Source organism: Streptomyces sp. NPDC006743, assembly GCF_040703815.1.
Classification (GTDB): domain Bacteria; phylum Actinomycetota; class Actinomycetes; order Streptomycetales; family Streptomycetaceae; genus Streptomyces.
On sequence record NZ_JBEYJA010000030.1, the window covers coordinates 1 to 25,413 of the forward strand.

General features: G+C 72.1%; 16 protein-coding genes. 8 read left to right on the forward strand and 8 right to left on the reverse strand.

Translation table 11 applies throughout. The features are described from left to right. Positions 1–121 precede the first annotated feature (121 nt). Both ABZ719_RS23255 and gmd read right to left on the reverse strand, forming a co-directional pair. Positions 122–2,848, reverse strand: a complete 2,727-nt coding sequence (locus tag ABZ719_RS23255; protein WP_366727098.1) for a LamG-like jellyroll fold domain-containing protein — start codon at positions 2,846–2,848, stop codon at positions 122–124. 243 nt (positions 2,849–3,091) lie between these two features. Next, the gene (gmd, locus tag ABZ719_RS23260) at positions 3,092–4,105 is read right to left on the reverse strand and encodes a GDP-mannose 4,6-dehydratase (RefSeq protein WP_366727099.1); all 1,014 of its coding nucleotides are present in this window, start codon (positions 4,103–4,105) and stop codon (positions 3,092–3,094) included. Between the two features lie 152 nt (positions 4,106–4,257). Here gmd and ABZ719_RS23265 point away from each other — a divergent pair, with 152 nt between their 5' ends. Beyond that, the gene (locus ABZ719_RS23265) at positions 4,258–5,202 is read left to right on the forward strand and encodes a GDP-L-fucose synthase (protein WP_366727100.1); all 945 of its coding nucleotides are present in this window, start codon (positions 4,258–4,260) and stop codon (positions 5,200–5,202) included. A gap of 80 nt (positions 5,203–5,282) precedes the next feature. Here ABZ719_RS23265 and ABZ719_RS23270 read toward each other — a convergent pair whose 3' ends face one another. After that, positions 5,283–6,686, reverse strand: a complete 1,404-nt coding sequence (locus tag ABZ719_RS23270) for an exopolysaccharide biosynthesis polyprenyl glycosylphosphotransferase (protein ID WP_366727101.1) — start codon at positions 6,684–6,686, stop codon at positions 5,283–5,285. A 363-nt stretch (positions 6,687–7,049) separates the two neighbouring features. Between ABZ719_RS23270 and ABZ719_RS23275 the strand changes: the two genes are divergently transcribed. The 3 genes from ABZ719_RS23275 to ABZ719_RS23285 all read left to right on the forward strand — a co-directional run bounded on the left by ABZ719_RS23275 (position 7,050) and on the right by ABZ719_RS23285 (position 11,040). Next, entirely contained in the window at positions 7,050–8,225 is a 1,176-nt protein-coding gene (locus tag ABZ719_RS23275; RefSeq protein ID WP_366727102.1) for an LCP family protein, read from the forward strand. A 113-nt stretch (positions 8,226–8,338) separates the two neighbouring features. Further along, positions 8,339–9,850, forward strand: a complete 1,512-nt coding sequence (locus tag ABZ719_RS23280) for a glycoside hydrolase family 71 protein (RefSeq protein WP_366727103.1) — start codon at positions 8,339–8,341, stop codon at positions 9,848–9,850. Between the two features lie 149 nt (positions 9,851–9,999). Continuing rightward, positions 10,000–11,040 (forward strand): LacI family DNA-binding transcriptional regulator, encoded by a 1,041-nt coding sequence (locus ABZ719_RS23285; RefSeq protein ID WP_366727104.1) that lies wholly within the window; start codon positions 10,000–10,002, stop codon positions 11,038–11,040. Between the two features lie 62 nt (positions 11,041–11,102). Here ABZ719_RS23285 and ABZ719_RS23290 read toward each other — a convergent pair whose 3' ends face one another. After that, positions 11,103–11,462, reverse strand: coding sequence for a hypothetical protein (locus ABZ719_RS23290; protein ID WP_366727105.1), 360 nt, complete (start codon positions 11,460–11,462; stop codon positions 11,103–11,105). A gap of 438 nt (positions 11,463–11,900) precedes the next feature. Between ABZ719_RS23290 and ABZ719_RS23295 the strand changes: the two genes are divergently transcribed. The 4 genes from ABZ719_RS23295 to ABZ719_RS23310 are packed head-to-tail and all read left to right on the forward strand — an operon-like array spanning position 11,901 to position 16,488. Then, complete coding sequence (locus tag ABZ719_RS23295; RefSeq protein WP_366727106.1) at positions 11,901–13,217, forward strand: extracellular solute-binding protein; 1,317 nt, start codon at positions 11,901–11,903, stop codon at positions 13,215–13,217. Positions 13,218–13,231: 14 nt separating this feature from the next. Beyond that, positions 13,232–14,224: a sugar ABC transporter permease gene (locus ABZ719_RS23300; RefSeq protein WP_366727107.1), complete on the forward strand. Its 993-nt coding sequence runs from the start codon at positions 13,232–13,234 to the stop codon at positions 14,222–14,224. Then, on the forward strand, positions 14,217–15,098 hold the full coding sequence (locus ABZ719_RS23305; protein WP_366727108.1) for a carbohydrate ABC transporter permease: 882 nt from the start codon (positions 14,217–14,219) through the stop codon (positions 15,096–15,098). The genes ABZ719_RS23300 and ABZ719_RS23305 overlap by 8 nt, the downstream gene beginning before the upstream one ends. Positions 15,099–15,126: 28 nt before the next feature. Next, positions 15,127–16,488, forward strand: coding sequence for a GH1 family beta-glucosidase (locus ABZ719_RS23310; protein WP_366727109.1), 1,362 nt, complete (start codon positions 15,127–15,129; stop codon positions 16,486–16,488). Positions 16,489–16,587: 99 nt separating this feature from the next. Here the strand turns inward: ABZ719_RS23310 and ABZ719_RS23315 are convergent, their stop codons facing one another. The 4 genes from ABZ719_RS23315 to ABZ719_RS23330 all read right to left on the reverse strand — a co-directional run bounded on the left by ABZ719_RS23315 (position 16,588) and on the right by ABZ719_RS23330 (position 25,002). Then, positions 16,588–19,038, reverse strand: coding sequence for a glycoside hydrolase family 3 C-terminal domain-containing protein (locus ABZ719_RS23315; protein ID WP_366727168.1), 2,451 nt, complete (start codon positions 19,036–19,038; stop codon positions 16,588–16,590). Between the two features lie 153 nt (positions 19,039–19,191). Further along, complete coding sequence (locus tag ABZ719_RS23320) at positions 19,192–20,286, reverse strand: DUF1996 domain-containing protein (RefSeq protein ID WP_366727110.1); 1,095 nt, start codon at positions 20,284–20,286, stop codon at positions 19,192–19,194. A gap of 191 nt (positions 20,287–20,477) precedes the next feature. Beyond that, the gene (locus ABZ719_RS23325; protein WP_366727111.1) at positions 20,478–22,658 is read right to left on the reverse strand and encodes a discoidin domain-containing protein; all 2,181 of its coding nucleotides are present in this window, start codon (positions 22,656–22,658) and stop codon (positions 20,478–20,480) included. Between the two features lie 148 nt (positions 22,659–22,806). After that, positions 22,807–25,002, reverse strand: a complete 2,196-nt coding sequence (locus ABZ719_RS23330) for a discoidin domain-containing protein (RefSeq protein ID WP_366727112.1) — start codon at positions 25,000–25,002, stop codon at positions 22,807–22,809. Between the last annotated feature and the right edge of the window lie 411 nt (positions 25,003–25,413).

A 25,413-nucleotide genomic window follows, 5' to 3' on the forward strand; every position in this document is an offset into this window, starting at 1 on the left:
CGGGCGGGCGGGGGGGGGGGGGGGCGCGGCGGGGGGGGGGGGGGGGGGGGCGGGGGGGGGGGGGGGGGGGGGGCGGGCCCCCGCCCCCCCCCCCCCCCCACGGGGGGGGACGCCGCGAGGATCAGGGCGCCCCGAACGTCAGCACCAGCTGCGGGGTGTTCTCCGCGGCCGACGCCTCCCTCGACCAGAGCCACAGCGCGTCCGTCCCGGTGCTGGTGAGCGCCATGTCATAGGTGCCGCCCAGGGCGGGGGAGAGCGCCGAGGTGTCGAGCGCCGCCGAGTACAGCGTCGAGACGTCGCCGGCGCCGCTCAGGGTGCCGAGCACGGCCTGCGACACGGCGGGCCGGGTCGCGAAGGTCGTCCCCGCCTCCGTCCAGTCCCCGGTGACCGGCAGCACGGAGATGTCGTCCGTGCTGCCCGCGCTGCTCAGTGTGGTGGTCTTCACGGCCAGCCGTGCGCTCTTGAGCACCGTCCCGGCCGGTGCCGACGGCAGGTCGAAGCGCAGGTACGTCTCGTAGGCCGCGCTGCCGCGCACCGCCAGCGAGGTGGAGGTGCCGTAGGCGGTGCCGGCGGCACCGGCGTTGACGTACGTGTCGGCCGTCGCGGGGACGGTCCGCACGGTGTCGGCCGGGGCGGAGGCCAGGGTGTAGTGGCTCTTGACCTGGTCCGCGCTCAGGACCGACGGGTAGATCGCCGTCTCGTCGATCTGCCCGGCGAAGTAGTTGCTGAAGGGCTGGTTCGGCCAGTTGCTGAGGTTGTCACCGCCGACGTGCCAGTAGCCGCTGTAGCTCTGGCTGCCGGTCTCGGCGAGCGTGCCGGCCCGGGCTCCGTCGACGTAGAGCACCACCCCGGAGGGCCCCTGCGTGGCGACCACCTGGTGCCAGGAGCCGTCGTTGTAGCTGCCGGGCGAGGTGACGGTGCGGGTGCTGCCCGTGTACACGCCGAAGACCAGCCGGCCGTCGTTGCGCATGTAGATGTGCTTGTCGTAGCTGCTGCTGGTCCGGGTGGTGTTGTTGCCGAAGCCGACGAGCTTGCCGCCGCGGGTGGTGGTCGTCCTGAACCAGGTCTCGATCGAGTACTGGCTCGGCACGGTGGTGCGCTTGTCGCTGTAGACGTACTGGTTGCGGCCGTTGAAGCCGATGGCGGTGGACGGACCGGTCACGGCGGCCGGCGTCTGCCGCAGCGCGGGCGCGTTGACGTGGATGCCGCTCTGGTCGCCGGGCGAGGTGTCGTTGACGTAGGGAGCGGCCGACTCGTCGTAGCGCCAGTACAGTCCGGCGCCGTCGTCGAGGACCTTCGCCGCGTACTTCTGGGCGGAGACCGGCACCGTCACCGTCGCCGCGGCGGACAGCGCGGAGGTGTTGCCCGCCCCGTCGGACGCGGTCACCCGGTAGTTGTAGGTGGACCCCGCGGTGACGTTCTTGTCGATGAACGACATCTGCGGGCGCGACCACTCCACGGAGTCGCCGTCGACGGTGTAGACCGGCGTGGAACCGCCGTTGCGGTAGACCTTGTACGTCAGCTTCGTGTCGTCCGTGTCGAGACTGGCGCGCCAGCGGACGTGGGTCTCGGTCGGCTTGACGGCGTCGGCGCCGACCGACGGCACCGTGGGCGCACCGGTGTCCGGGGAGGCCGCGAAGCGTGTCAGGCCCTGGGCCGCCGAACCGTTGACGGTGGTGAACTCGCCGCCCACCCACATGTACTTGTTGTCGGCGGTCTCGGAGACCACCATGGCGCGCGGCCCGATGCCCTCGCCCAGCCCGTCGTTGGTGTCCGGGAACCAGCCCAGCTTGTTGGTGCCGGTCGTCGGCTCCGCGAGCAGGTGGTGCCGGCGCCCGTCGGGGAACTCCCCGACGCTGGAGCAGTCATGGGCGTGCGAGGCGCTGTAGAGCACGTCCTGGTACGACCTGACGGCCTGGGTGGCGCCCAGGCAGGTGTCGCGCCAGCGCTGGTCCAGCGTCGACAGGTCGAGCGCGATACGGCCGTCGAAGACGCCGCCGCCGGTGCCCTCGTTGCCGGTGTAGAAGCCGGTGGCGTCGGTGTCGAGCGCCTTGACCACCGAGTTCGTCTCGATGAACCCCTGGTAGGTGCGGACGTTGGCGCCCGTGGTCGCGTCCACGACGGCCAGGGCGTGCGAGTTGGCGCCGTTGACGGTGAAGAAGTCACCGCCGAGGATCACGTTCTTGCCGTCGGGGCTGACCGCGACGGCCCGGCCGGGCTCGTCGACGTCGGCCTGGAACGGCTCGACCGCGCCGCTGTGGGCGTCCACCGCCGCGTACCGCGCGTGCGCGCTGCCGCCGACCGCGGAGAAGTCACCGCCCAGGTAGACGGTGTCGTCGGTGACCGCGAGCGCCCGCACGGTGGCGGAGACGCTCGGGTGGAAGTCCGCCCTGGGTGTGCAGGTGGCGATGTCGATGGCGGCCAGGCTGGAGACCTGCGTGCCGTTGACCGCGCCGAAGTAACCCCCCGCGTACAGCGTCTTCTGGTCGGGCGAGACGGCCAGCGCCCGCACGGTCGCGGTGCCGCTGCCGACGGTGAAGGACAGTCTGCACGACGTGGGCGCGCCGCTCGCCGCGTCCAGCGCGACGAAGTTCACCGCGTCCTGCGCGGTGCCGCTCGCCCCCTCGGGCGGGCGCACCTGCGAGAAGGTGCCGCCCGCGAAGACCGTGCCGTGCGCCTGGGCCAGCGCCCACACGATGCCGTTGGTCTGCCAGGTCGGCAGGTCGTCGGCGGTGAAGGCGACGGGCGCCGTCACGGCGGCGGCCGGCTGCGGTGGCAGGGCCACCACCCCCAGACCCGCCGCGGTGGACAGAACTAGGGCGGCGCTGAACCGCCTGGATCTCTGCATGAACCCCCCGGCTCCCGGGCCCGCTCACGGGCCCTCTGCCTCGGACCCGCCCGGTGATTCCCCGGGCCGGACGGGACCGAATCAACTTGTTCGCTCGCGAACCATACGAGCACATGACACGCCATGGAACGCTTTTGGCTCATCCCGTGGGAAAGAGGAAGGATCCACGCGCCCCGGCCGCCCCACGGGCCGCACGACACGCGCCCGCGGCGTACCGGGCCCCCTCCCGCCCGCGCCCCGCGTTCAGCGGTCGATGCGTACGGCGATGCCCGCGAGCTGGTCCTCCACCTGCCGCACATCGGAGTCGACCATGATCCGCGCGAGTTCGTCCACCAGGACGGTGGGCCGCCAGCCCAGCGTCTCGCGCGCCTTGGAGGCGTCGCCGATCAGCGCGTCGACCTCGCTCGGCCGCTCGTACTTGGGGTCGTAGCGCACGTACTCCTGCCAGTCCAGGCCGGCGTGCGCGAACGCGGTCTGCACGAACTGCCGCACCGTGGACGGGACTCCCGTGGCGACCACGTAGTCCGTCGGCACGTCGTGCTGCAGCATCCGCCACATCGCCTCGACGTACTCGGGGGCGTACCCCCAGTCGCGGACCGCGTCCAGGTTGCCCAGGTAGAGGCGGTCCTGCAGGCCGGCCCTGATCCGGGCGACGGCGCGGGTGATCTTGCGGGTCACGAAGGTCTCGCCGCGGCGCGGGGACTCGTGGTTGAAGAGGATGCCGTTGACCGCGAACATGCCGTACGCCTCGCGGTAGTTGACGGTGGCCCAGTACGCGAAGACCTTCGCGGCGCCATAGGGGCTGCGCGGGTGGAAGGGGGTCTCCTCGTTCTGCGGGGGCGGTGTGGAGCCGAACATCTCCGAGGACGACGCCTGGTAGATCCGTGTCTGGACACCGCTCGCCCGGACGGCCTCCAGCAGCCTCAGTGTGCTCAGCCCGGTCACGTCACCGGTGTAGAGCGGCGCGTCGAAGGAGACCCGCACATGGGACTGGGCACCCAGGTTGTACACCTCGTCGGGCCGAATGTCGCGCAGCAGGTTCACCAGGGCGACCCCGTCGGAGAGGTCCGCGTGGTGCAGCACGAACCGCCGTTCGGCCTCCTGGGGGCCCTGGTAGATGTGGTCGATCCGCTCGGTGTTGAAGCTGGACGACCGCCGCACCAGGCCGTGCACCCGGTACCCCTTCGACAGCAGCAGCTCCGCCAGGTACGAGCCGTCCTGCCCGGTCACGCCGGTGATCAGCGCCGTCTTGCTCATGCGGTGTTCCCCTCCCTGCCGGACGCGTCCCTCGGACGGATCCGGTCCCTGCGCCCGCCGTACGCGGGCCGCATGTCATGAACAACAGGAAAAATCAGCAGAGTTGACGATGCGGGCTCTCCCGTGACACGGCTCCTGGCATGATCCGGCCCATGACCGCATCGCTGCTGCCCGAACGTGCCCGTGTCTTCGTCGCCGGCCACCGGGGTCTGGTGGGCTCCGCCGTCGCCCGCAGGCTCACCGCCGACGGCCACGAGGTGCTCACCCGTACCCGCGCCGAACTGGACCTGCGTGACGCCGCTCGCACCGCGGCCGAACTGGCCGCCCTGCGCCCCGACGCGGTGGTGCTCGCCGCCGCCAAGGTCGGCGGGATCATGGCCAACAGCACCCAGCCGGTGCAGTTCCTGGAGGAGAACCTCCGCATCCAGCTCAGCGTGGTGGCCGGGGCCCACGCCGCCGGTGTGCGCCGCCTGCTCTTCCTCGGGTCGTCGTGCATCTACCCCAAGCACGCCCCCCAGCCGATCACCGAGGACGCCCTGCTGACCGGGCCGCTGGAGCCCACCAACGAGGCCTACGCCCTCGCGAAGATCGCGGGCATCGTCCAGGTGCAGTCCTACCGGCGCCAGTACGGCGCCTCCTACATCAGCGCCATGCCGACCAACCTCTACGGCCCCGGCGACAACTTCGACCTGGAGACCTCGCACGTCCTGCCCGCCCTGATCCGCCGCTTCCACGAGGCGGCGGCCGAGGGACGCGAGGATGTGGTCCTGTGGGGCAGCGGCACTCCGCGCCGGGAGTTCCTGCACGTGGACGACCTCGCCGCCGCCTGCGCCGTGCTGCTGCGCTCCTACGACGGCGACGACCCGGTCAACGTCGGCTGCGGCACCGACCTCACCATCCGCGAACTGGCGGCGACGGTCGCCGAGGTCACCGGGTTCACCGGCCGGATCGTCTGGGACACGACCCGGCCCGACGGGACCCCGCGCAAGCTGCTCGACATCTCCCGGCTCGCCGGGCTCGGCTGGAAGCCGGCGATCCCCCTGCGCGACGGCATCGCCGCCACCTACGCCCACTGGCGCGACGGCCTCGACGGCTGAGGCGCCCGGCACCGGCCCGAGCGCGGACCCCGGCGGTGCCCAGCGCACGCCGGGGCACCCGGCAGACACCGGCGGGCCCCTCAGTACGCCCCGCGGCCGTCGAGGACGGCGCGGAACGTGCGGGCCATGACGTCCACGTCACTGGTGAACGACCAGTTGTCGACGTACGCGAGGTCGAGCCGGACCGTCTCGTCCCAGGACAGGTCGGAGCGGCCGCTGATCTGCCACAGTCCGGTCATCCCCGGCCGTACGGACAGCCGCCGCCACTCCACGGGCGTGTAGTGCGCCACCTCCTCGGCGAGCGGCGGCCGCGGACCCACCAGGGACATGTCACCCTTGAGGACGTTGACCAGCTGGGGCAGTTCGTCCAGCGACGTGCGCCGCAGCCAGTGGCCGACCCGGGTGACGCGCGGGTCGCGGCGCATCTTGAACATCGGACCGTCGTGCTCGTTCTCCTGGGTCAGGGCGGCCTTCTGCCGGTCGGCCCCCACCCGCATGGTGCGGAACTTCCACATCACGAAGGGCTGCCCGGCCCGGCCTATCCGCTCGTGGCGGTAGAGCACCGGTCCCGTCGAGGAGACCTTCACCGCGGCCGCGACGACCAGCAGCACCGGCGCCAGCACCAGCAGGCCGAGCAGCGCCGTGCTGCGGTCCAGGGCCCCCTTGAGCAGGGGCTGTATCCCCTCCCGTACCGGCGGGGCCACCCGCAGCAGCGACATGCCCCCTGCGGACCCGGTCTCCAGCCGCTTGACGGACACCTCCACCAGGCCGGGCGCCACGAACAGCTCCAGGCCCGCGTCGTGCAGCCCCCAGGACAGACGGCGCAGCCGCTCCCCGGCGAGCCCGGGCCCCGGCACGACCAGCGCGAGATCAGCGCCGAGCCGGTGCACCTCCCCGACGACGAGATCGGCGTCCGCGGCGGGAGCCTCGGGCGCGGCGCCGGGAAGACGTTCCCCGATCCGGATCCCCGAGGCGACCGGACCACTGCCCACCGGAACGGCCCCCACCGCCACGTACGGGTGGTCGGTGCGGGCGGCGAGGTGCTCGGTGACCGCGTCCACCGCGGCGGGCTCGCCCACCACCAGGACCTTGATCACCGCCTGGGCCCTGCGGCGCACCGCCGACAGATGGCGGTGCACCGCCTTGCGGCACACCAGGGTCAGCACCAGGCAGGGCAGCAGCGCCACCAGGCACAGCAGCGCGGCCAGCCGGACCCCCGCCGCGGCGTGCGCCACCGCGAGCACGCCCAGCAGGATGAACCAGTCGTGGAGCACCGGCAGCGTGCCCCGGCTCTCGCCGATGGCCCGGCCCGCGTACCGCGAACGGCACAACTGCACGCCCGCCCAGGCCAGCCCCGCGACGATCCCGCCCGGTAGCGCCCACGGCTGCCGTGCGGCCGAGAGCATCAGCGTCACCGGCACCCCGGCGCCGGCGAGATCGGTGATCAGTGAAGCGGGAAGGTACCAGCGGGACTTGCGCCCCATCCACAACGAGGCGGCGCGCCCCCGCGAGCGCGCCGTGCGTGATCTGTCGGAATCAGCGGCCTGAACATCCCACATGTACCCCCCCCAGGCACGTTCTGCGGCATGACGCGCCGGATGTCGCGAACGTTCATCCGTCGAACATGCGGCGCGATGGTGAACAGTACGGCAAACTTGTGCACGACGGGAGGGTTTACGTGAACGTCACCGAGAAGTGCCGCGCCGGGCGAAATCCACTGCGGAGCACGCCGGTTGACCGCCTCCCGCCACGGTCCTGCGGAAAACGGCACGGACGTCGAACACGCTGGCTACAGTGAGCGCCCCGGCGTGGAAGGGGCCGCGCCGGAACGATCGTGGGGGTGCGCGGTGGGGGACGACAGCACGGCCGGTGGCGGACCGGCGGGCCGGGACGTCATGGCGGAAGCGGACGAAAGAGCGGGTGGAGCCGGTTCGCCGGCAGGCGTCCCCCAGCAGGGGGCCGGCCCCCGGGAAGCCCCGGCCGGCCCCACGCGGCCGGACGACGACGCGCCCCGCCCCGCACGGGCGCGGCCCGGGCGCCGCAGGAGCCGGACACGCCGCGTACTCCTCGCGGCGCTCGCCCTGTTCACCGTCGGCCTGCTCATGGCGGGCGGTGTCGTCTGGTGGGCCGTCGACCACTACACCGGGAAGGTCGACCGGGTGTCCGGCGCCTTCCCGACGGACGTCCCCGCGGCGGCGCAGCCGGCCCCCTCCGCCGGGGGACAGACCTTCCTCCTCGTCGGCGTCGACAGCCGCTCCGACCTGCCGACCACCGGGCGGGACGCCAAGGCCCCCGAATGGAAGTACGGTGCCCAGCGCAGCGACACCATGATGCTGGTCCACCTCCCGGCCGACCACTCGGGCGCGTACGTCGTCTCCCTGCCCCGGGACGCCTGGGTGGACATCCCCGGGCACGGCCGGGCCAAACTCAACGCCGCCTTCTCCTGGGGCGGACCGCCGCTGCTCATCGACACGGTGCAGCGGCTGACCAAGGTGCGCGTCGACCACCTCGCCGTCATCGACTGGGACGGCTTCAAGAAACTCACCGACTCCGTCGGCGGGGTGGACCTCGTCGTGGACGGCGCCCGCCGCCACATGAACGGCACCCAGGCCCTGGTCTACGTCCGGGAACGCCACCACCTCCCGCGCGGCGACTTCGACCGCACCCACCGGCAGCAGTACTTCCTGCGGACGCTCATGGCCAAGGTCATGCGCCCCTCGACCTTCTCCAACCCCCTCAAGGGGGCCGGGGTGCTGGACGACCTCACCGCCGCCGTCAGCGTCGACGACCGGCTCAGCGACGGCGACCTGCGCGCCCTGCTGTGGGACAACAAGAAGGTCCGCCCCGGGGACATGGTGTTCATGAACGCTCCCGCCAAGGGCACCGGCATGATCTCCGGCCAGTCCGTGGTCCTCCTGGACCCCCGCGCGGGCACCGAACTGTGGCAGGCCATGCGGGACGACGCCCTCGACCTCTACCTCCAGTCGCACGACGCCGACGTGCTGGGCGGTACGACACCCTGACGGGACCGCCGCGACCGGGCCGCACGTCCCCTCCGGGCCCGTTCGCCGGACAACGGACCGCGCCTGCACTAGAGTTCGCAGCGGCTGCCCACCGGCGTCCGCGGAGGAAACCCATGACGGACCACCCCGCTCGTCCCGCGCACCCGCACCGCAGGCCCACGCGCCGCAGGCGGCGCACCCTGTTCGCCGTCCTGGCCGGCCTGCTGCTCCTCGGCGTGATCGCCGGCACCGGCCTGGCCCTGGACCGGAGCGGCCCCGCGCCCCGCGCCGACCGCGCGGACACCACGGCACTCCCCTTCGACCTGCCGGCCGCCCGGGTGCTGCGCGCCGGCCCGCACCTGGTCTTCGCGCACTACTTCCCGCCGTACCCGCTCTCCCTGGACAACCAGCCCGCCGCGCACGACTACTACGCCCGCAACTACCTCACGCCCCAGGGCGAACAGGGCAGGCACGCGGCCTACGGCGGACTGCTGCGCGACCGGCCCCTGCCCGTCCCGCGGTCCCCGGGCGACTGGCAGCTCGCCGACCTGGAGAAGGAGGTGAGGACCGCACGGGACGCCGGCCTCGACGGCTTCACCGTCGACCTGCTCTCCCTGACCGGCCCCAACCGGCAGCGCGTCGACCTGCTGCTGCGCGCGGCGCACCGCGTCGACCCCGGTTTCCGGATCGCGCTGATGCCGGACATGACCTCCCTGCACACCGACCCCCGGACCCTGGCCGACGCGCTGGCCCGGCTCGCCGCGTCCCCGGCCGCCCACCGGCTGGCCGACGGACGTCTGGTGGTCTCCCCCTTCAAGGCCGAGGCGCAGGACCCCGCCTGGTGGAGCCAGGTCACCGCGCGGCTGCGCGACCACGGCATCCGCACCGCCCTCGTCCCGGTCTTCCTGGACTTCCGCGCCAACGCCGAACGGTTCGCCCCGATCAGCTACGCCTTCTCCTCCTGGGGCAACCGCAGCTACACCCGCCAGGGGGACGTCCCCGGGGACGTCCGGCTCGCCCACGCCCTGGGCAAGAAGTGGATGCAGGCCGTGTCCGTGCAGGACGCCCGGCCCAACCAGGGCGTCTACGACGAGGCGGGCAACACCGCCACCCTCCGGTCGACCTGGAACCACGCGATCGGCGACGGTGCGGACTGGGTGCAGCTCACCACCTGGAACGACTACTCGGAGGGCAGCCAGTTCGCCCCCTCGCTGCACAACGGCCACACCTACCTGGACATCTCCTCCTACTACCTCACGCGCTTCAAGACCGGGGCCTGGCCGCGCATCGTCCGCGACACGGTGTACGTCACCTCGCGCGTCCAGTTCACGGACACCCGCAACGCCCCGCTCCAGCCCCGGCTGATGCGCCCCCGCCCCGGAACCGCGGTCCCGCGCGACCAGGTGGAGGTGCTCACCTTCCTGACCGCGCCCGCCACGGTCCTCGCGCAGGTCGGCACCGTGCCCCACACCTACCGTGCGCCCGTCGGCGTACACGCCCGATACCTGGAGCTGAGCCCCGGCCTCACCAAGGCCGTGGTCCGCCGTGGGGACACCACCGTCACCGAGGTCACCACCCGCTACCCGGCACGGCGCACGGTCACCGTGCAGGACCTCCAGTACTACGGGGTCTCCAGCCGCCGCTGACCCGGGCCTGCGGGGCGCGGCCCACCCTGCGGACGGCACCCGGTGGCCGGCACCCGTGGGACGCCGGCCGGGACAATGAGAACCGAGACCGGCAGGAGGCGCCAGAGCGCTTCTGTACGGTGTTTCCGGTGGGCGGTTAGGGTGCGGGCATGAGCGATCAGGCCCCGACCTTGGAGGATGTCGCCCGAGAGGCAGGTGTCTCCCGGGCGACCGTCTCCCGGGTCGTCAACGGCGTCCGCAATGTGGACCCCGCGATCCAGGAACTGGTGAACCGGGCCATCGAGCGGACCGGCTACGCCCCCAACCGGGCCGCCCGCGCACTGGTGACCCGGCGCGCCGAGACCATCGCGCTCGTCGTCTCCGGAGCGGGCGCCCCTGCCGAGGACGGCCAGGACGCCTTCGCCTCCCGGGTCTTCGCGGACCCGTTCTTCGGACGGGTGGTCGCCGGCGTCGTCGGCTTCCTGCGTCCTCGCTCCATGCACCCCGTCCTCATGTTCGCCGAGTCCGCCGAGGACCGGCGCGAGGTGCTCACCTGTCTGCGCCAGGGCCGCGCCGACGGCGCGCTCGTCGTCTCCACCCACGCCGACGACCCGCTGCCCGCGCTCCTGGCCGGGGCAGGGCTGCCCGCCGTGCTGTTCGCCCGCCCGGCACGCCTGCTCCCGCTGAGCTACGTGGATCTGGACCACCGGCACGGCGGCCGCCTCGCGGCGGAGCACCTCCTGGCGACCGGCTGCCGCCGGCCGGCCACCGTGGCCGGACCGCTCGCCGTGTCCGCCGGCCAGGAACGGCTCGCCGGCTTCCGGGACACGATGGCCGCGCACGGACATCCGCACGTGCCCGTCGCCGAAGGCGGCTTCACCCTCGAAAGCGGGATCTCGGCCGCGCAGCGGCTGCTCGACGGACACCCGGAGGTCGACGGGGTGTTCGCGGCCAACGACCTGATGGCCCAGGGCGTGTGCCAGGTGCTCCGCGAGCGCGGCAGACGGGTGCCCGACGACGTCGCGGTGATCGGTTTCGACGACTCCGGGATCGCCCTGTCCTGCGTGCCGCCCCTGACCACCGTCCGCCAGCCGGTCGAGCAGATGGCGGCGGAGATGGCCCGGCTCCTGGACGCACACATCCGCAAGGAGCGGACCGAACCCACGTCCGTGGTCTTCGCACCCGAACTGGTCGTGCGGGACACCACGTGACCTCGCCCCTCCCCGGCATGAGCTGAACCGTCGACGGAGATCGCGGATCGTCCGGTCCGGGGCTACCAGACGAGGATCCCGCCGCCTTCGGCCCTGGCGCGCAACGCCGCGGCGACGATGTTGTCGAACCGCTTGGTGACGTAGCCGGTGTCGTAACCCGTCTGTACGGCGAGGTGACCGAGGTGCGGACGGATCGCCTCGCACTCCGCCAGAAAGTCGTCGATCTCCTCCCGCTCCACACAGAGATCGTCGCCGTCGAGCCGGGGGAAGAACCGGGATCCCAGGCTCCGGAACGCCTCGGACCCCCACAGCCGGGTGCGGGTGCTCTCGAAACCCGCCAGGGTGTCTCCGTGCTCGGGGTCGTCCAGGAAGTGGTGGCCGCCGTCGGCGTCGTACACGAAGGTGTGCACAAGGAGGGTCATACGCCCAGTGTCCCGGCCGGTGCCGTGCCGCGTCGAGCGCATTGGCCTCGCCACGCCCGTCGGGGTGTTCACCGCTGCCGAGCCGGGAGCGCACGACGTCGCGCGGGCATCCTCGGTATCGGTTCACGGGCCGGGCCGACGAGCACCGGCCCGCCGTCCCGGCGCGGCCCCCGACGCGTCGAAACCCAACTGTTGCCAAACGCCCTCGCGCTCTTTCTCCGCAGGTCATGGACCATGCGGTCGCCGTGCCCCGCCGCCTGGTCCCCGGCATCGCCGGCCGGTCGCGCAAGGTCCCTGGTCGAACCTCTTGACGCCTTCTTCTTGCGAGGCTTAACTCACATTCTAAATTAAGCCGTCCGCCCCTTCAGAAGCCGAACGCTCCCCGCGTTCTCGAGGTGGTCCACGGCTGTCAACTCCCGGAAAGGGACACCAGGAGCCATGCGCAACATGCGAGCCGCGGCCGTAGGCGCCGTCACCCTGTCTCTCACCCTCGCGGCCACGGCCTGCGGAGGCGGTTCGTCCACCGGCGGCGGGTCCGGCGACTCGCCCAAGACGCTCACCTACTGGGCCTCCAACCAGGGTGCCGGCATCTCCGTGGACAAGAAGGTCCTGCAGCCCGAACTCGACAAGTTCGAGAAGCGCACGGGCATCAAGGTGAAGCTGGAGGTCGTGCCCTGGTCGGATCTGCTGAACCGGATCCTGACCGCGGCCACCTCCGGGCAGGGGCCCGACGTCCTCAACATCGGCAACACCTGGAGCGCCTCCCTCCAGGCGACCGGCGCGCTGCTGCCGTGGGACGCGGCGAACTTCGCCCGGATCGGCGGCAAGGACCGCTTCGTGGACTCCGCCCTCGGCTCGACCGGGGTCCCGGGCAAGGACCCGGCGGCCGTACCGCTGTACTCGATGTCCTACGCCCTCTACTACAACAAGAAGATCTTCGCGGACGCCGGGATCACCGAGCCGCCGGCCACCTGGGCCGAACTGACCGCCGACGGGAAGAAGATCCAGGCCCAGGGCAAGCAGGTCCTCGGGGCCGAGGGGTCCAACCTCTCGGAGAACATCCACCAGGTCTTCGTGCTCGCCAAGCAGCACGGCGCCGACTTCTTCACCGCCGACGGCAAGCCCGACTTCACCGGCGACGCAGCGGTCGCGGCCGTCAAGCAGTACGTCGACCTGATGGCGAAGGACAAGGTCATCCCCGCCGGCAACGCCGAGTACGCGCAGAACCAGTCGCTGAGCGACTTCGCCAAGGGCAGGACGGCGATGGTGCTGTGGCAGACGGCCTCCGCCACCTTCAAGTCGCTGGGCATGAAGGACTCCCAGTGGGCTGTCGCCCCCGCACCCGTGCAGTCGGGTGCTCCGGGCACCGGAACCCAGGTCAACTCGATGGTGGCCGGCATCAACCTGGCTGTCTTCAAGAACACCCACAACCTCGACGGCGCCACTCGGTTCGTGAAGTTCATGACGAGCGACGAGGAGCAGAAGATCCTCAACACGGCCTACGGGTCCATCCCGCCGGTGAAGTCCGCGCAGGCTGACCCGGCGTTCAACTCCCAGGGCACCGCGGTGCTCCGCCGCACCCTCGCCACGAGCGCCGCCGCGCTGCCCCAGGTGGCCGACGAGTCCCAGTTCGAGACGGCCGTCGGAACGGCCGTCAAGGAACTGTTCGCGGACGCGGCCGGCGGCCGCCCGGTGACCACCGAGTCGGTGAAGGCCAGACTCCAGAAGGCCCAGCAGCAGATGCCGGCGAAGTGAGCACGGACACCCTCATGACGACCACGGTCCCCGAGACGGGCGCACGGCCGGTGCACGAGGCTCCCCCCGGTGCGGCCCGCCGCCCGCGCCGCACCGGGCGGATCAAGCGCATCGCCCTGCCCTACCTGCTCCTGCTGCCCGCGCTGATCCTCGAACTCCTCGTCCACCTCGTGCCGATGGTCATCGGCGCCGTGATGAGCTTCAAGGAACTCACCCAGTTCTACATCCGCGACTGGGGCACCGCGCCCTGGTCCGGCCTCGGCAACTACAAGCTGTCGGTGGACGTCGACGGCCCGGTCGGCGAAGCACTGCTGCACTCCTTCCTCGTCACCGTCGGCTTCACCCTCCTCTCCGTCGCCCTGTGCTGGGCGATCGGCACCGCGGCCGCCGTCCTCATGCAGGACGCCTTCCGCGGGCGCGGCCTGCTGCGCACCGTCTTCCTCATCCCCTACGCGCTGCCCGTCTACGCCGCCGTCATCACCTGGGCCTTCATGTTCCAGCACGACAACGGCCTGGTGAACCACCTCCTGCACGACCAGCTCCACCTCACCGGCAAGCCGTCCTTCTGGCTCATCGGCGACAACAGCTTCTACGCCCTGCTGACCGTCTCGGTGTGGAAGGGATGGCCGTTCGCCTTCCTCATCGTCATGGCCGGGCTGCAGAACATCCCCAAGGAGCTGTACGAGGCGGCCGCCCTGGACGGCGCCGGACTGTGGCAGCAGATCCGCCGCATCACCCTGCCGTCCCTGCGACCGGTCAACCAGGTGCTGGTCCTGGTGCTGTTCCTGTGGACGTTCAACGACTTCAACACACCGTACGTGCTGTTCGGCAAGTCGGCGCCCGAGGCCGCCGACCTCGTCTCGGTCCACATCTACCAGTCGTCCTTCGTCACCTGGAACTTCGGCACCGGATCGGCCATGTCCGTCCTGCTCCTGCTGTTCCTGCTGGTGGTGACGGGCGTCTACCTGCTGCTGACCTCCCGAGGAAGGAAGACGGCCGATGTCTGACACCGTCCGGGCGCCCCGGCCGGCCCGCTCGCCGATGGCCCCGCCGCGCTCCTTCCTGTGGACCCGGCGGATCTTCCTCACCCTGCTCGGCGGATTCGTCCTGGTGCCCGTCTACGTCATGGTGTCCAGCTCGCTCAAGCCGCTGCAGGACGTCTCGGGGAAGTTCCGCTGGCTGCCCAGCGGACTCACCCTCCGCCCGTACGTCGACATCTGGTCCACGATCCCGCTCGCGAAGTACTTCCTGAACTCGCTGATCGTGGCCGGTGCAGCGACCGCCGGCTCGGTGGTGATCGCGGTCTTCGCCGCCTACGCGGTCAGCCGTTACTCCTTCCGCGGCAGACGTGTCTTCACCGTCACCGTCCTGTCCACCCAGATGTTCCCGGGCATCCTCTTCCTCCTCCCGCTCTTCCTCCTCTACGTCAACATCGGCAACGCCACCGGCATCGCCCTGTTCGGCTCCCGGGGCGGCCTCATCCTCACCTACCTCACCTTCACCCTGCCCTTCTCCATCTGGATGCTCATCGGCTACTTCGACTCGGTGCCGCGCGACCTGGACGAGGCAGCCCTCGTCGACGGCTGCGGACCACTGCGCGCACTGCTGCGCGTCGTCGTGCCGGCCGCGACACCGGGCATCGTCGCCGTCGCCGTCTACGCCTTCATGACCGCGTGGGGCGAGGTGCTGTTCGCCTCCGTCATGACCAACGACACCACCCGCACCCTCGCCGTGGGCTTGCAGGGCTACTCCACCCTCAACGACGTCTACTGGAACCAGATCATGGCCGCCTCGCTCGTCGTCAGCGTCCCCGTGGTCGCCGGGTTCCTCCTCCTCCAGCGCTACCTCGTCACCGGACTCACCGCCGGCGCGGTCAAATAGCGCCCCCGCTCCTCCCGAAAGGTTCTCCGTGTCCGACTCGATCGACCTCGCCGCCTTCCCCCCGGACTTCCTGTGGGGCACCGCCACGTCCGCCTACCAGGTCGAGGGCGCCGTCGCCGAGGACGGCCGCTCGCCGTCCATCTGGGACACCTTCTCGCACACCCCCGGCAAGACCGACAACGGCGACCACGGCGACACGGCCTGCGACCACTACCACCGCTGGCCCGAGGACATCTCCCTGATGCGGCAGCTGGGCACCAACGCCTACCGGCTGTCCGTCGCCTGGCCCCGGGTGGTCCCGGACGGCGACGGCCCCGTCAACGCCAAGGGCCTCGCCTTCTACGACCGGCTGGTCGACGGTCTGCTGGAAGCGGGCATCACCCCCAGCGTCACCGTCTACCACTGGGACCTTCCCCAGACCCTCCAGGACCGCGGCGGCTGGAGCGAACGCGCCACCGCCGAACACCTCGCCCGCTACGCCTCGGTCCTCGCCGAGCGCCTGGGCGACCGGGTCACCCAGTGGGCCACCCTGAACGAGCCGCTGTGCTCCGCCTGGATCGGCCACCTCGAAGGCCGGATGGCCCCCGGGCTCACCGACCTCACCACCGCCGTCCGTGCCTCCTACCACCTGCTCCTCGCCCACGGCCTGGCCGCGCAGGCTGTCCGGGCGGCCGTCCCCGGCGCACAGGTCGGCCTGGTCACCAACCACTCCACCGTCGCCGCGGCCTCGACGAGACCGGAGGACGTCGCGGCGGCGGCGCGGATGGACGGGCACACCAACCGCTGGTGGCTGGACCCCGTCCACGGCCGCGGCTTCCCCGCCGACATGCGGGAGCTGTACGGCGTGGAACTCCCGGAGCGGCCCGGCGACTTGGAGACCATCGCCACACCCCTGGACTGGCACGGGCTCAACTACTACTTCCCGGCCACGGTCACCGACGACCCCACCGGCCCGGCCCCGTACGCCCGTGAAGTCCGTCTGCCCGACGTCCCGCGCACCGGCATGGACTGGCAGATCGACGCCGACGGCCTGGAGAGCCTGCTGATGCGGCTCACCGACGACTACGGCGTCCGCCGCCTGTACGTCACCGAGAACGGCTCGGCCTTCCCCGACACCGTCGCCCCCGACGGCAGCGTGGACGACCCCGGCCGCACCGGTTACCTGGAGCAGCACCTGGCGGCCTGCGCCCGCGCCGTCCGCAAGGGAGCCCCGCTGGCCGGCTACTTCGCCTGGTCGCTGCTGGACAACTTCGAGTGGGCCTACGGCTACGACAAGCGCTTCGGGCTCGTCCACGTCGACTACGCGACCCAGAAGCGCACCGTCAAGACGAGCGGGCGGCGCTACGCGCAGATCGTGCGGGCGCACCGCGAAGGTGCTGCCACCGCCTGACCCGCACCGCGGGCACCGGGCGCCGTCCGCCGGACCACGTCCGGCGGACGGGGCCCCTCGGCGCACGGCCCGGCGGCCCGACGGCAAGAAAGCCCCGCCTCACGGCCCGCCGGTGACCGTCAGCGGGCCCTCCCACCGCAGGTCCCCGGCCGAGCGCCCGACCATGAGGCGGTACGTCCCCGGCTCCGTGCGCCAGGCACGGTCCGCCTCGGACCAGTACCGCAGGGCCCTGGCCGGCACGACCACGTCCGCCGTCACCGCCCCGCCCGCCTCCGCGCGGACCTCGGCGTACCCGGCGAACCAGCGCTCCGGCCGCTCCACGGCCGATCCCGGGAGTGCCAGGTAGACCTGGACGACCTCCCGGCCGGTGCGCCGCCCGGTGTTGCGCAGCCCGACCCGCACCGTGAACGCGCGGCCCGCGGTGGCCCGGGCGGGAGCGTCCACGGCCTCGTAGTCCCACGTCGTGTAGCCGAGGCCGTGACCGAACCAGTACGCGGGCAGGCGCCCGGACCGCAGCCACGCCCGGTGCCCGATGTGCAGGCCCTCGGCGTACTCCAGCCGGCCGCCGGCCGGGCGGGTGTCCGTGACCGGCGCGTCCGCCAGAGAGGCCGGCCAGGTGGTGGGGAGGCGGCCGCCGGGCTCGGACCGGCCGAAGAGGACGTCGCAGACGCCCCCGCCCGCCTCCTGGCCCGGGAACCAGGCGAGCAGCAGGGCACCCACCTGCTCGCGCCAGGGCAGTTCGACGGGGCCTCCGCTGTTGACGACGACGACCGTGCGCGGATTGGCGGCGGCCACCGCGCGGACGAGATCGTCCTGCCGGCCGCCGAGGGACAGCCCGGTGCGGTCGTGGCCCTCCGTCTCGCTGTGCTCGGTGGTGCCGACGAACACGACCGCCGCGTCCGCCTGCCGGGCGGCACCGGCCGCGGCGGCGAGCGCCGCCTCCGGGTCCTCCTCGGGCGGCGCGGCGGCCAGCACCACGGCACGTCCGGTGCCCGCCACCAGTTCCCGTCCGGCCGTCAGCCGCACCGGCCGCCTCGACGTCAGGAACGCCCGGACGGTGTGCACGGGCGGGGTGACGTGGACGGCCGCCGGATCGTCCGTGCGGCAGGGGAAGTCGCCGTTCAGCAGCACCTGTTCGCCGAGGCTGAGCGACAGGCGGCCGAATCCGCCGACCCCGAAACTCCATTCGCCGGTGCACCTGGGCCGCAGCAGTGCGCTGATCTCCACGGTGTGCGCGCCGGGCACCACAGGCGGCTCCAACTGGCGGCCGGACAAGCGGTGTTCGGCGTGCAGTTCGCGGCCGTGCCGGTCCAGCAGCCGCACCAGCACCCCCGGCGTGCCCGACCTGGGATCGGTGCACACGTCCGCCTCGACGGGGGCGGGAGGCAGACCGAGCGACGGGCCGGGCACATGGACCACCCGCGCCCGGCCGCGCAGCCCGGTACGGATGCCGTCGAGCGGGGTCACCGAGCCCGGGGGATGGACGCCCGCGCTGCCGCCGCCCTGGAGGCGGGGCGTCGCCGCATGGGCTCCGAGCACGGCCACCGTCGACAGCGCGGCCGGGTCCAGCGGCAGCACGCCCTCGCTGTTGCGCACCAGCACACAGCCCGCGGCGACGGTACGACGCAGCAGCGCGCGGGTGCCGCGCGCGCATGCCGCCGGTGTCCGGCGCGGCGGGAGGGGGCCGAGGGCGCCCACGCGGCGGGCGAGCCGCAGCAGCCGCCGCACCTTGTCGTCGACGCACCGCTCGGGCACCCGCCCGCCGGTCACCGCGTCGGCCAGGGAGCGCGCCCATGGGCTGTCCGGGCCGGGCATCGCGAGGTCGAGCGCGGCGCGGCCCGGCTCCTGAGCGCTCCGTACGGCCGCCCAGTCGGAGACGGCGACCCCGTCGAAACCCCACTCGTCCTTGAGGACCTCCCCGAGCAGGCGACTGGCGGTCATGGTGGTGCCGTTGACGCTGTTGTAGCCTGCCATGACGAGCCACACCCCGGCCTCCACGGCCCGCTCGAACGGAGCGAGGTACACCTCCCTCAGCACCCGTTGCGAGACCCTGACGTCGACCGTGAGCCGTTCGGTCTCCGAGTCGTTGGCGACGAAGTGCTTGGCCGCGGCCGCGACGCCCTGCGCCTGGATGCCCCTGATCAGCGCGGCGCCGGTGCGCCCGGCCAGCTCCGGGTCCTCCGAGAAGCACTCGAAGTGGCGGCCGCCGAGCGGGCTGCGGTGCAGGTTGAGCGTGGGGGCGAGCACGACGTCCACGCCCTTGCGGACGGCCTCGGCGGCCAGCAGCGTGCCCAGTTCCGTCAGCAGCTCCTCGTCCCACAGCGCGCCGAGGGCCGATGCCGAGGGCAGCAGGGCGGAGGTCCGCCGTTCGTCCCAGCTCTCCCCGCGCACGCCCGCCGGCCCGTCGGAGCAGACCATCTGCCGCAGCCCGATGTCCGGTTCCGCGGCCGTGCGCCACGTAGTGGCCCCGGTGAGCAGCCGTACCTTCTGCGCCAGGCTCAGCTTGCCGACGAGCCGGTCGGTCAGGTCGCCGTCCGCGTCGCCGTTCATGCGCTCGCCCGGGCCCGTGCCCCTGTCGTCGTTCATCCCCACCCCTTGGTGTGCTGTGGCGGCCGTTCCCCTCGGCGGGAAGCGGGCCGAAGGCCCGGCCGGTCCCGCACGGTGCGCGCGGGACCGGCCGGTGCGCGCGGACCGGGCCGGCGCTCAGGGCAGCCGGTAGTTCTCGTCGAGGGCCGCACCCGCCTCCGGGTGCGTCTGGTCGTAGCCGCGGGCGTCGCACTGCAGGCCGCCCACGACGCAGTGGTCGACCAGCGCCTTGAGCGTGGCGTCGTCCCAGGCGTCGAAGAAGTCGTAGTGGAAGGAGTAGCCGCGGCCGCTGGCCAGGCGCACCTGGCTCATGTCACCGTTGACCGGGAACGCCATCTTGAACTCGATCATCGGCACCGCCACCGGGTGATCGGCGGGACACACGTTGTCGTTGGTGCCGGGTCTGACGACCGGGTAGGCCATGTGGCTCTTGTGGTCCGGTGTGTCGAGGTACCTGCCGTCCCAGCAACTGGGCGCCTGGAAGCGGATGTTGAGCTGGACGTCGGCCCGGTCGGGGCAGCTCGCCGGGAAGTCGGTGTTGAAGTAGCTGTCGCCGCACTCCCAGCCCTCCACGAAGCCCGGGTGGCGGCGGAACTCGTCCGCGCTCTGCATCGGACTGCCCACGACGAACCGCAGCCCCTTGGGGAAGGGCCGCACACTGGTGTAGTCGGTGACACCGGACTTGTAGTAGATCGTCTGCGGCCCGACGGGCAGGATCTTCCGGTCGCCCTCGAACAGCGAGGGCATCCAGTAACCCGAGGCGTCACCGGGCGCCTTGCAGGTGGTGGCGCCGCCCTCGAGGGAGGCCGTGGTGCTGTGGGCGTCGGTCGAGGTGTTGCCCATGAAGGTGTGGTCGTGCGACTTGCCGGGCTGGCCCGGGTAGACGATCGGGTCGTCGGGGGCGGTGTGGGTGACCGAGCAGTTGGCCTGGAACTCGTGGAAGTAGCGGTGGGGCGGGTCGGCCGACGACGGTGTGACGCCGGTGACGGGGACGGGGGCCGGTATGTAGCCGTCGCCGTCCGGGTCGTCGGCGGACGCCTGGGTGGACACCGCCATCGTGTGCCCGGCGCGGGAGACGGCTGCCGCGACGGGCACCTCGCGCCCGCCGTCTCCGGACGCGGAGGCGGAGGCGATGGTGCCGGCGCCCAGGGCAGCGGCGAGGAGCGCGGTGCCGAGGAGCAGTGCGGGAAGCCGTTTCGGACTCGATCTCATGGGGTCTCCTGCCCGTGGGATGGGAAGAGGGCCCGCGCGCACGCACACGGGTCACAGGGGCCGCACACGTGTGTCGCACACGTCGGACCTGTCGGACCTGTCGAACGTGTCGCGCGGGTGGTGCGATCGGTGCGGTGGTGGCGGGCCACGGTGCCGGCCGGGCCACGCCACCGGGGTCCGGGGCACAGCGGTCAGCCGTAGATCCCCAGTTCATGGAGGGAGTAGCCCCAGCTCGTGCCGCGCGCCGTCAGATGGAGGCGCATGTAGCGGGCGGTGGCCGACACGTCGAAGGTGTCGACGTCACCGTCGCCCGCGGTGGTGGTGTACACCGAGCGCCAGGTGCTGCCGTCGTCGGAGACCTGTACCTCGTAGGACTTGGCGTAGGCGGGGTCCCAGACGAGCTGGAGCCTGCGCAGGGCCTTGGACGCGCCGAGGTCGACCTGGATCCACTGGGGGTCGCTCCAGTCGCTGGCCCAGCGGGTGCCGGTGTCCCCGTCGACGGCCAGCGCCGGGGTGCACGGGCAGTCGCCGTAGGACTGCTGGAAGGAGGAGGCGGTCACCGGCCGGTTCAGCGCGAGGTCGGTCCCGTCGACCGGCGGGGCGACGACCTTGACGGACCTGGTCTCGATGCCGGCGTTGCCGTGTCCGTCCTCGGCCTGGACGTAGACCTTCCACACGCCGAGCTTCTGCGGCGCGGTGACGGCGAAGGTGCCGTCGCCCGTGGAGCGCCACCGCGCCTCGACGAGCCGCTTGTCGCCGTTCGCGTAGATGCCGCTGAGGTAGATCTTGCAGGTGACCGGATCGCCGTCGGGGTCGCGGACATCGGCGTGCACGGTGAACTCGCCGCCGGCCGGGGCGGCCGAGGCGGGGGAGACGCTCATGCCGCTGATGACCGGCGGCATGTCGGCACCCGCTGTCGAGCCGGTGTACGCCTGCTTCACGGCGTAGTACGACAGCCGCTTCAGTCCGTCGGGCACCAGGTTGAACCAGACGCCGCCGAAGTCGTGCTCGGTGCCGTAGTGGAAGAGGGTGGCGCCCAGGGCGACACCCGGGTGGGCCTTCACGCAGTTCCACGCCTTGGTGTACCCGTCGGCCTTCTGCACGTCGGTGGGTTCGTCGGGGACGCCGTTGGCGTCGTCCGGCACCTCCCACTCGCCGGCCGGGCCGGTCTCGGTGATGATGTACGGCTTGGTGTAGCCGCCGTCGATCCAGTCCTGGCGGACCTTGCACACGTTGCTGTAGGAGTTCATCGCGTACAGGTCGAGGTCGGGCGCGTTGCGCTTGTAGTAGGGCCAGGCGCCGGTCCACGCGTCGGTGGAGGTGACCGGGTGGCCGGGGTCGATGCCGTGGATCTTCTTGGCGACGTCGTCGACGAAGCGGGTGTAGGCGTTGCGCTGTGCCTCCAACTGGTCGCCGCTGTAGCAGTTCTGCAGACCGAGGACCGACTCGTTGCCCACGTTCCACATCAGCGTCGCCGGATGGTTCTTGTACGCCTGCACCCACTTGGCGAACTCGGTGAGCGCGTTGTCCTTGTACGTCGTGTCGTTCACGTAGTCGACGCAGCCGCCGGCGCCCGGGCCGCCGCCCGGCTGGAGCCAGAAGCCGTTGATCACCCGGATGCCCTCGGCCGCCGCGGCGTCCAGCAGCGCCTCGCTGGAGCCGTCGGTGCCCCAGGTGCGGATCGTGTTGGCGCCCATGGCCTTCACGTCCGGCAGGTACACCGGGCCGTCGGAGGCCGCGGGTCCCCAGGTCACGCCCTTGACGGTGTACGGCTGGCCGCCCACGGTCAGGCGCCAGTCGCCCTGGGTCCCCTCGACCTTCACGGCGCCGCCCGCGGGAGGCGGCGGTGTGGTGCCGCCCGCGGAGCCGTAGACCTGGAACTCCCACAGCGAGTACCCGTATCCGCCGGAGCGGGCCAGCCCCTGCATCCGTACGTAGCGGCCGGTCCCGGACACGGCGAGGTCGTCGGTGCCGCCGTCACCGCCGGTCACCTTCTTCAGGGTGTGCCAGTCGGTGCCGTCGTCGGACGCCTGGATCTCGTAGTCCTTGCCGTAGGCGCTCTCCCAGGTCAGGACGACACGGTCGAGGACGGACTGCTGGCCCAGGTCGACCTGGAGCCACTGCTGGTCGCTCCACTGGCTGGCCCACCGGGTCCCGGTGAGGTCGCCGTCGACCGCCGCGGCGGCAAAGTAGCCCGCTCCCTCCTGCGAGGAGGCGGTGGCGGTCTTCCCCTGGGACAGCAGGGTGCCGGCGGCGTGTGCGGCCGGCGCGAGCGCGACGGTGAGCGAGGAGGCGAGCAGGGCGCCGAGCGCGAGCAGGGGCACAGCTGCCCGGCGTGGAGCGGAGACGGTCGCGGAGGGTGGTCTGGACACGGAGGTGCTCCTGACGGCTGGGTTCGCTGCGGGAGGGGCCCCGCCGGGCCGGGGTGCGGGGCGGGCGGCCGGCCCGGCGGGGGCGTCGTGGCCGGGACCGTGCCCGGGGCGGCACGGTCCCGGCGGCCGGGATCGGGGGAAGGAGGGATCAGGGGTAGGACACGACGTTCGACGGAACGGTCGAGGTGCCCGAGGTCGGCGGGCCGGTGTCGTTGATGACGTGCTCGTACTGGCCGTTGCCGCCCAGGGAGACCACCAGGACGTCGTGGAACCTCACCCCGGGCTTGACGGGAGCCTCGAAGCCGTGGTCCTGCCGGATGGACGGGTCCGCGGTGTAGTTGCAGTAACTGCCCAGGCCCCAGGCCTCGTGCGTGGTGACCGAGTCGTCGACCTTGTAGGCGGCGTACCCCTTGGTCGTGCCGTTCTGGACCGCGGCCTGGTCGGGCGCGTCGTAGGCCTTCTCGTTCTGGAAGAAGACGGTCCGGCCGCGCTCACCGTGCCATTCGACGTCGTACTTGTTGAAGTGCTCGACGAACAGGCCGGTGGCCAGGACGTCGTCGCCGTTGACGCGGACGCCGTAGTCGGCCCGGTTGGTCTCCCAGCCCACGCCGTCACCGTGGTCCGCGCGCCACACCCAGGTGTGGTCGATGATCGTGTCGTCGCTGTTGACGACCAGGCTGGTGGTGGCCCGGCCCGGGCCGGCACCGCCGATGCGGAAGTAGACGTCCTGGAGGGTGGTGGGGTCCGCGGAGTGGTCCGCGCCGGTACCCGGGGTGCCGATCTCCAGCAGGGTGGGGGAGTTGACCGGACCGGCGTCGACGAGGAAGCCCGCCAGCCGCACGCCGTCGACGTCGGCGACCTTCATCGCCGTCACCCCGTTGTCCGGGACGATCGTGGCCAGACCGAGGCCGAGCACGATCGTGTCCGGCCGGTTCACCTGGATCGTCTGGTCGACGTGGTAGATGCCGGGGGTGAACAGCAGGTTCAGGCCCTGGGCGAGCGCGGCGTTGAGGGTGGCCGCGGTGGCGCCCGGCTTGACGACGTAGAACTTGCTCAGCGGGACCGACTGGCCCTGCGTGGCGCCGTTCGCCCACGTGGTGCCGCGCGCGTCGGTGCGCTTGGCCGGGGCGAACACCTTCAGCTCACTGCCGGCCAGGTAGAGGAACGGCTTCTCGCGGGAGACCGGAGTGGTGTCGAGCGTGGTGTACGGGGGTGCGGGGAAGCTGGTGGCGGGCGCACCCTCCACACCGGAGAACGTCATGTTCCACACGCCGTTGGTCCAGCCGCCGACGGAACTGTCCCGGGTGTACCACTGCTGCTGCGAGTACGGTCCGACGGTCCCGTCCACCTTGCTGTCGGCGATGTAGCCGCCGCTGGCCCAGCCGTAGCCGGCGGGCGCGAGGTTGAGGCCGCCCTTGACGTGCATCCGGCGGAAGGAGGACGCCTGGGCGACCGCCCACCGGTCCGTCCCGCTGACCGGACGCAGGGCGAGGTTCTCCGCCGAACGCCAGAAGTTCTGGGTCGCGTTGCCGCCCGCCCAGCCGGCGTCGACGGTCACGTCGCCGTTGAAGGTGGTGTCGTCGGGCCGCAGGCCGAGGCCGGCGATCTGGGTGTAGAACCCGATCTGCGCGTTGATGTTGTTGTACGTGCCGGGCTTGAAGAGGAACGCCTGCCGGCCGGTGCCGAACTGGGCGGACTCCTGCTGCTTGAAGACCGCGTCCAGCTTGCCCTGGATGTCGGGGGTCGAGGGGTCGATGATGTGCACGTTGGGCCCGAGATCACCGCCGCCCGGCAGGGTGGGGCCGCCGTCACCCGTACCGCCGTACACCTGGAACTCCCACAGCGAGTAGCCGTACTGCGTCGCCCTGCTCACGCCGTACATGCGCACGTAGCGGGCGGTGCCGGAGACGTTGAGCGTCTCGGTTCCGCCGGTGCCGGAGGCGGTGGAGTAGGCCGTGCTCCAGCTGGTGCCGTCGGTCGACAGCTCGATGCGGTAGGCCTTGGCGTACGCGGTCTCCCAGCGCAGCACCACCTGGCTGACGGCGGCCGGCGCACCGAGGTCGATCCGGATCCACTGCGGGTCGGAGGCGGCGCTCGACCAGCGGGTGGTGAGGTCGCCGTCGACGGCGCCGGAGGCCGGGGTCCCGTAGTTCTCCTGGCTGGACGCCGTCACGGGTTTTCCCTGGGACAGCAGCACGGCGGCGGCCTGCGCCGCGGGGGCCGGAAGCAGGACGAGCAGGGCGCCGACCAGCGCGGCCACCAGCGCGCCGACCGTGACCGGGCGCGCGGGAGCGAAACGCCTTCTTCCTGGGGGCAGCACCGTGTCCGGGGCATGTGGGGACATGAAGTCGTCTCCTGGGGAGGGGAGGGGGAGGAGCGCGGGGTCGGGAGAGCGCTCTCCGGAACCATGCCCGGCCGTCATGGCGCGGTCAAGAAGTTGAGCAGGCTTTTCTTTCGGCTTTGCTTAAGCAGGTGGGAGTGGGAGGGGCCGGGGGGAGATCCACTGGACGGACACCGGTCCGTGGGGCGTGTCATCGCCGTGAACCGGAAAGGCACGTGGCTCGGCATGAAGGCGGCGGCGCCGCACCTGCGCACGTCGCGCGCCCGTGCGCCCGGACATCGCCAGGCGCGGGTTTGCCGCGCCCGCCCTCGTTGCCGGTCAGGGGTACCGCAGGGGGGTGGTGCCGGCCGGATCGGCCCGGCCGCACCGCAGATCCGCAGATCCGCAGATCCGCTCAAGGCGCGTCCCGCCGCG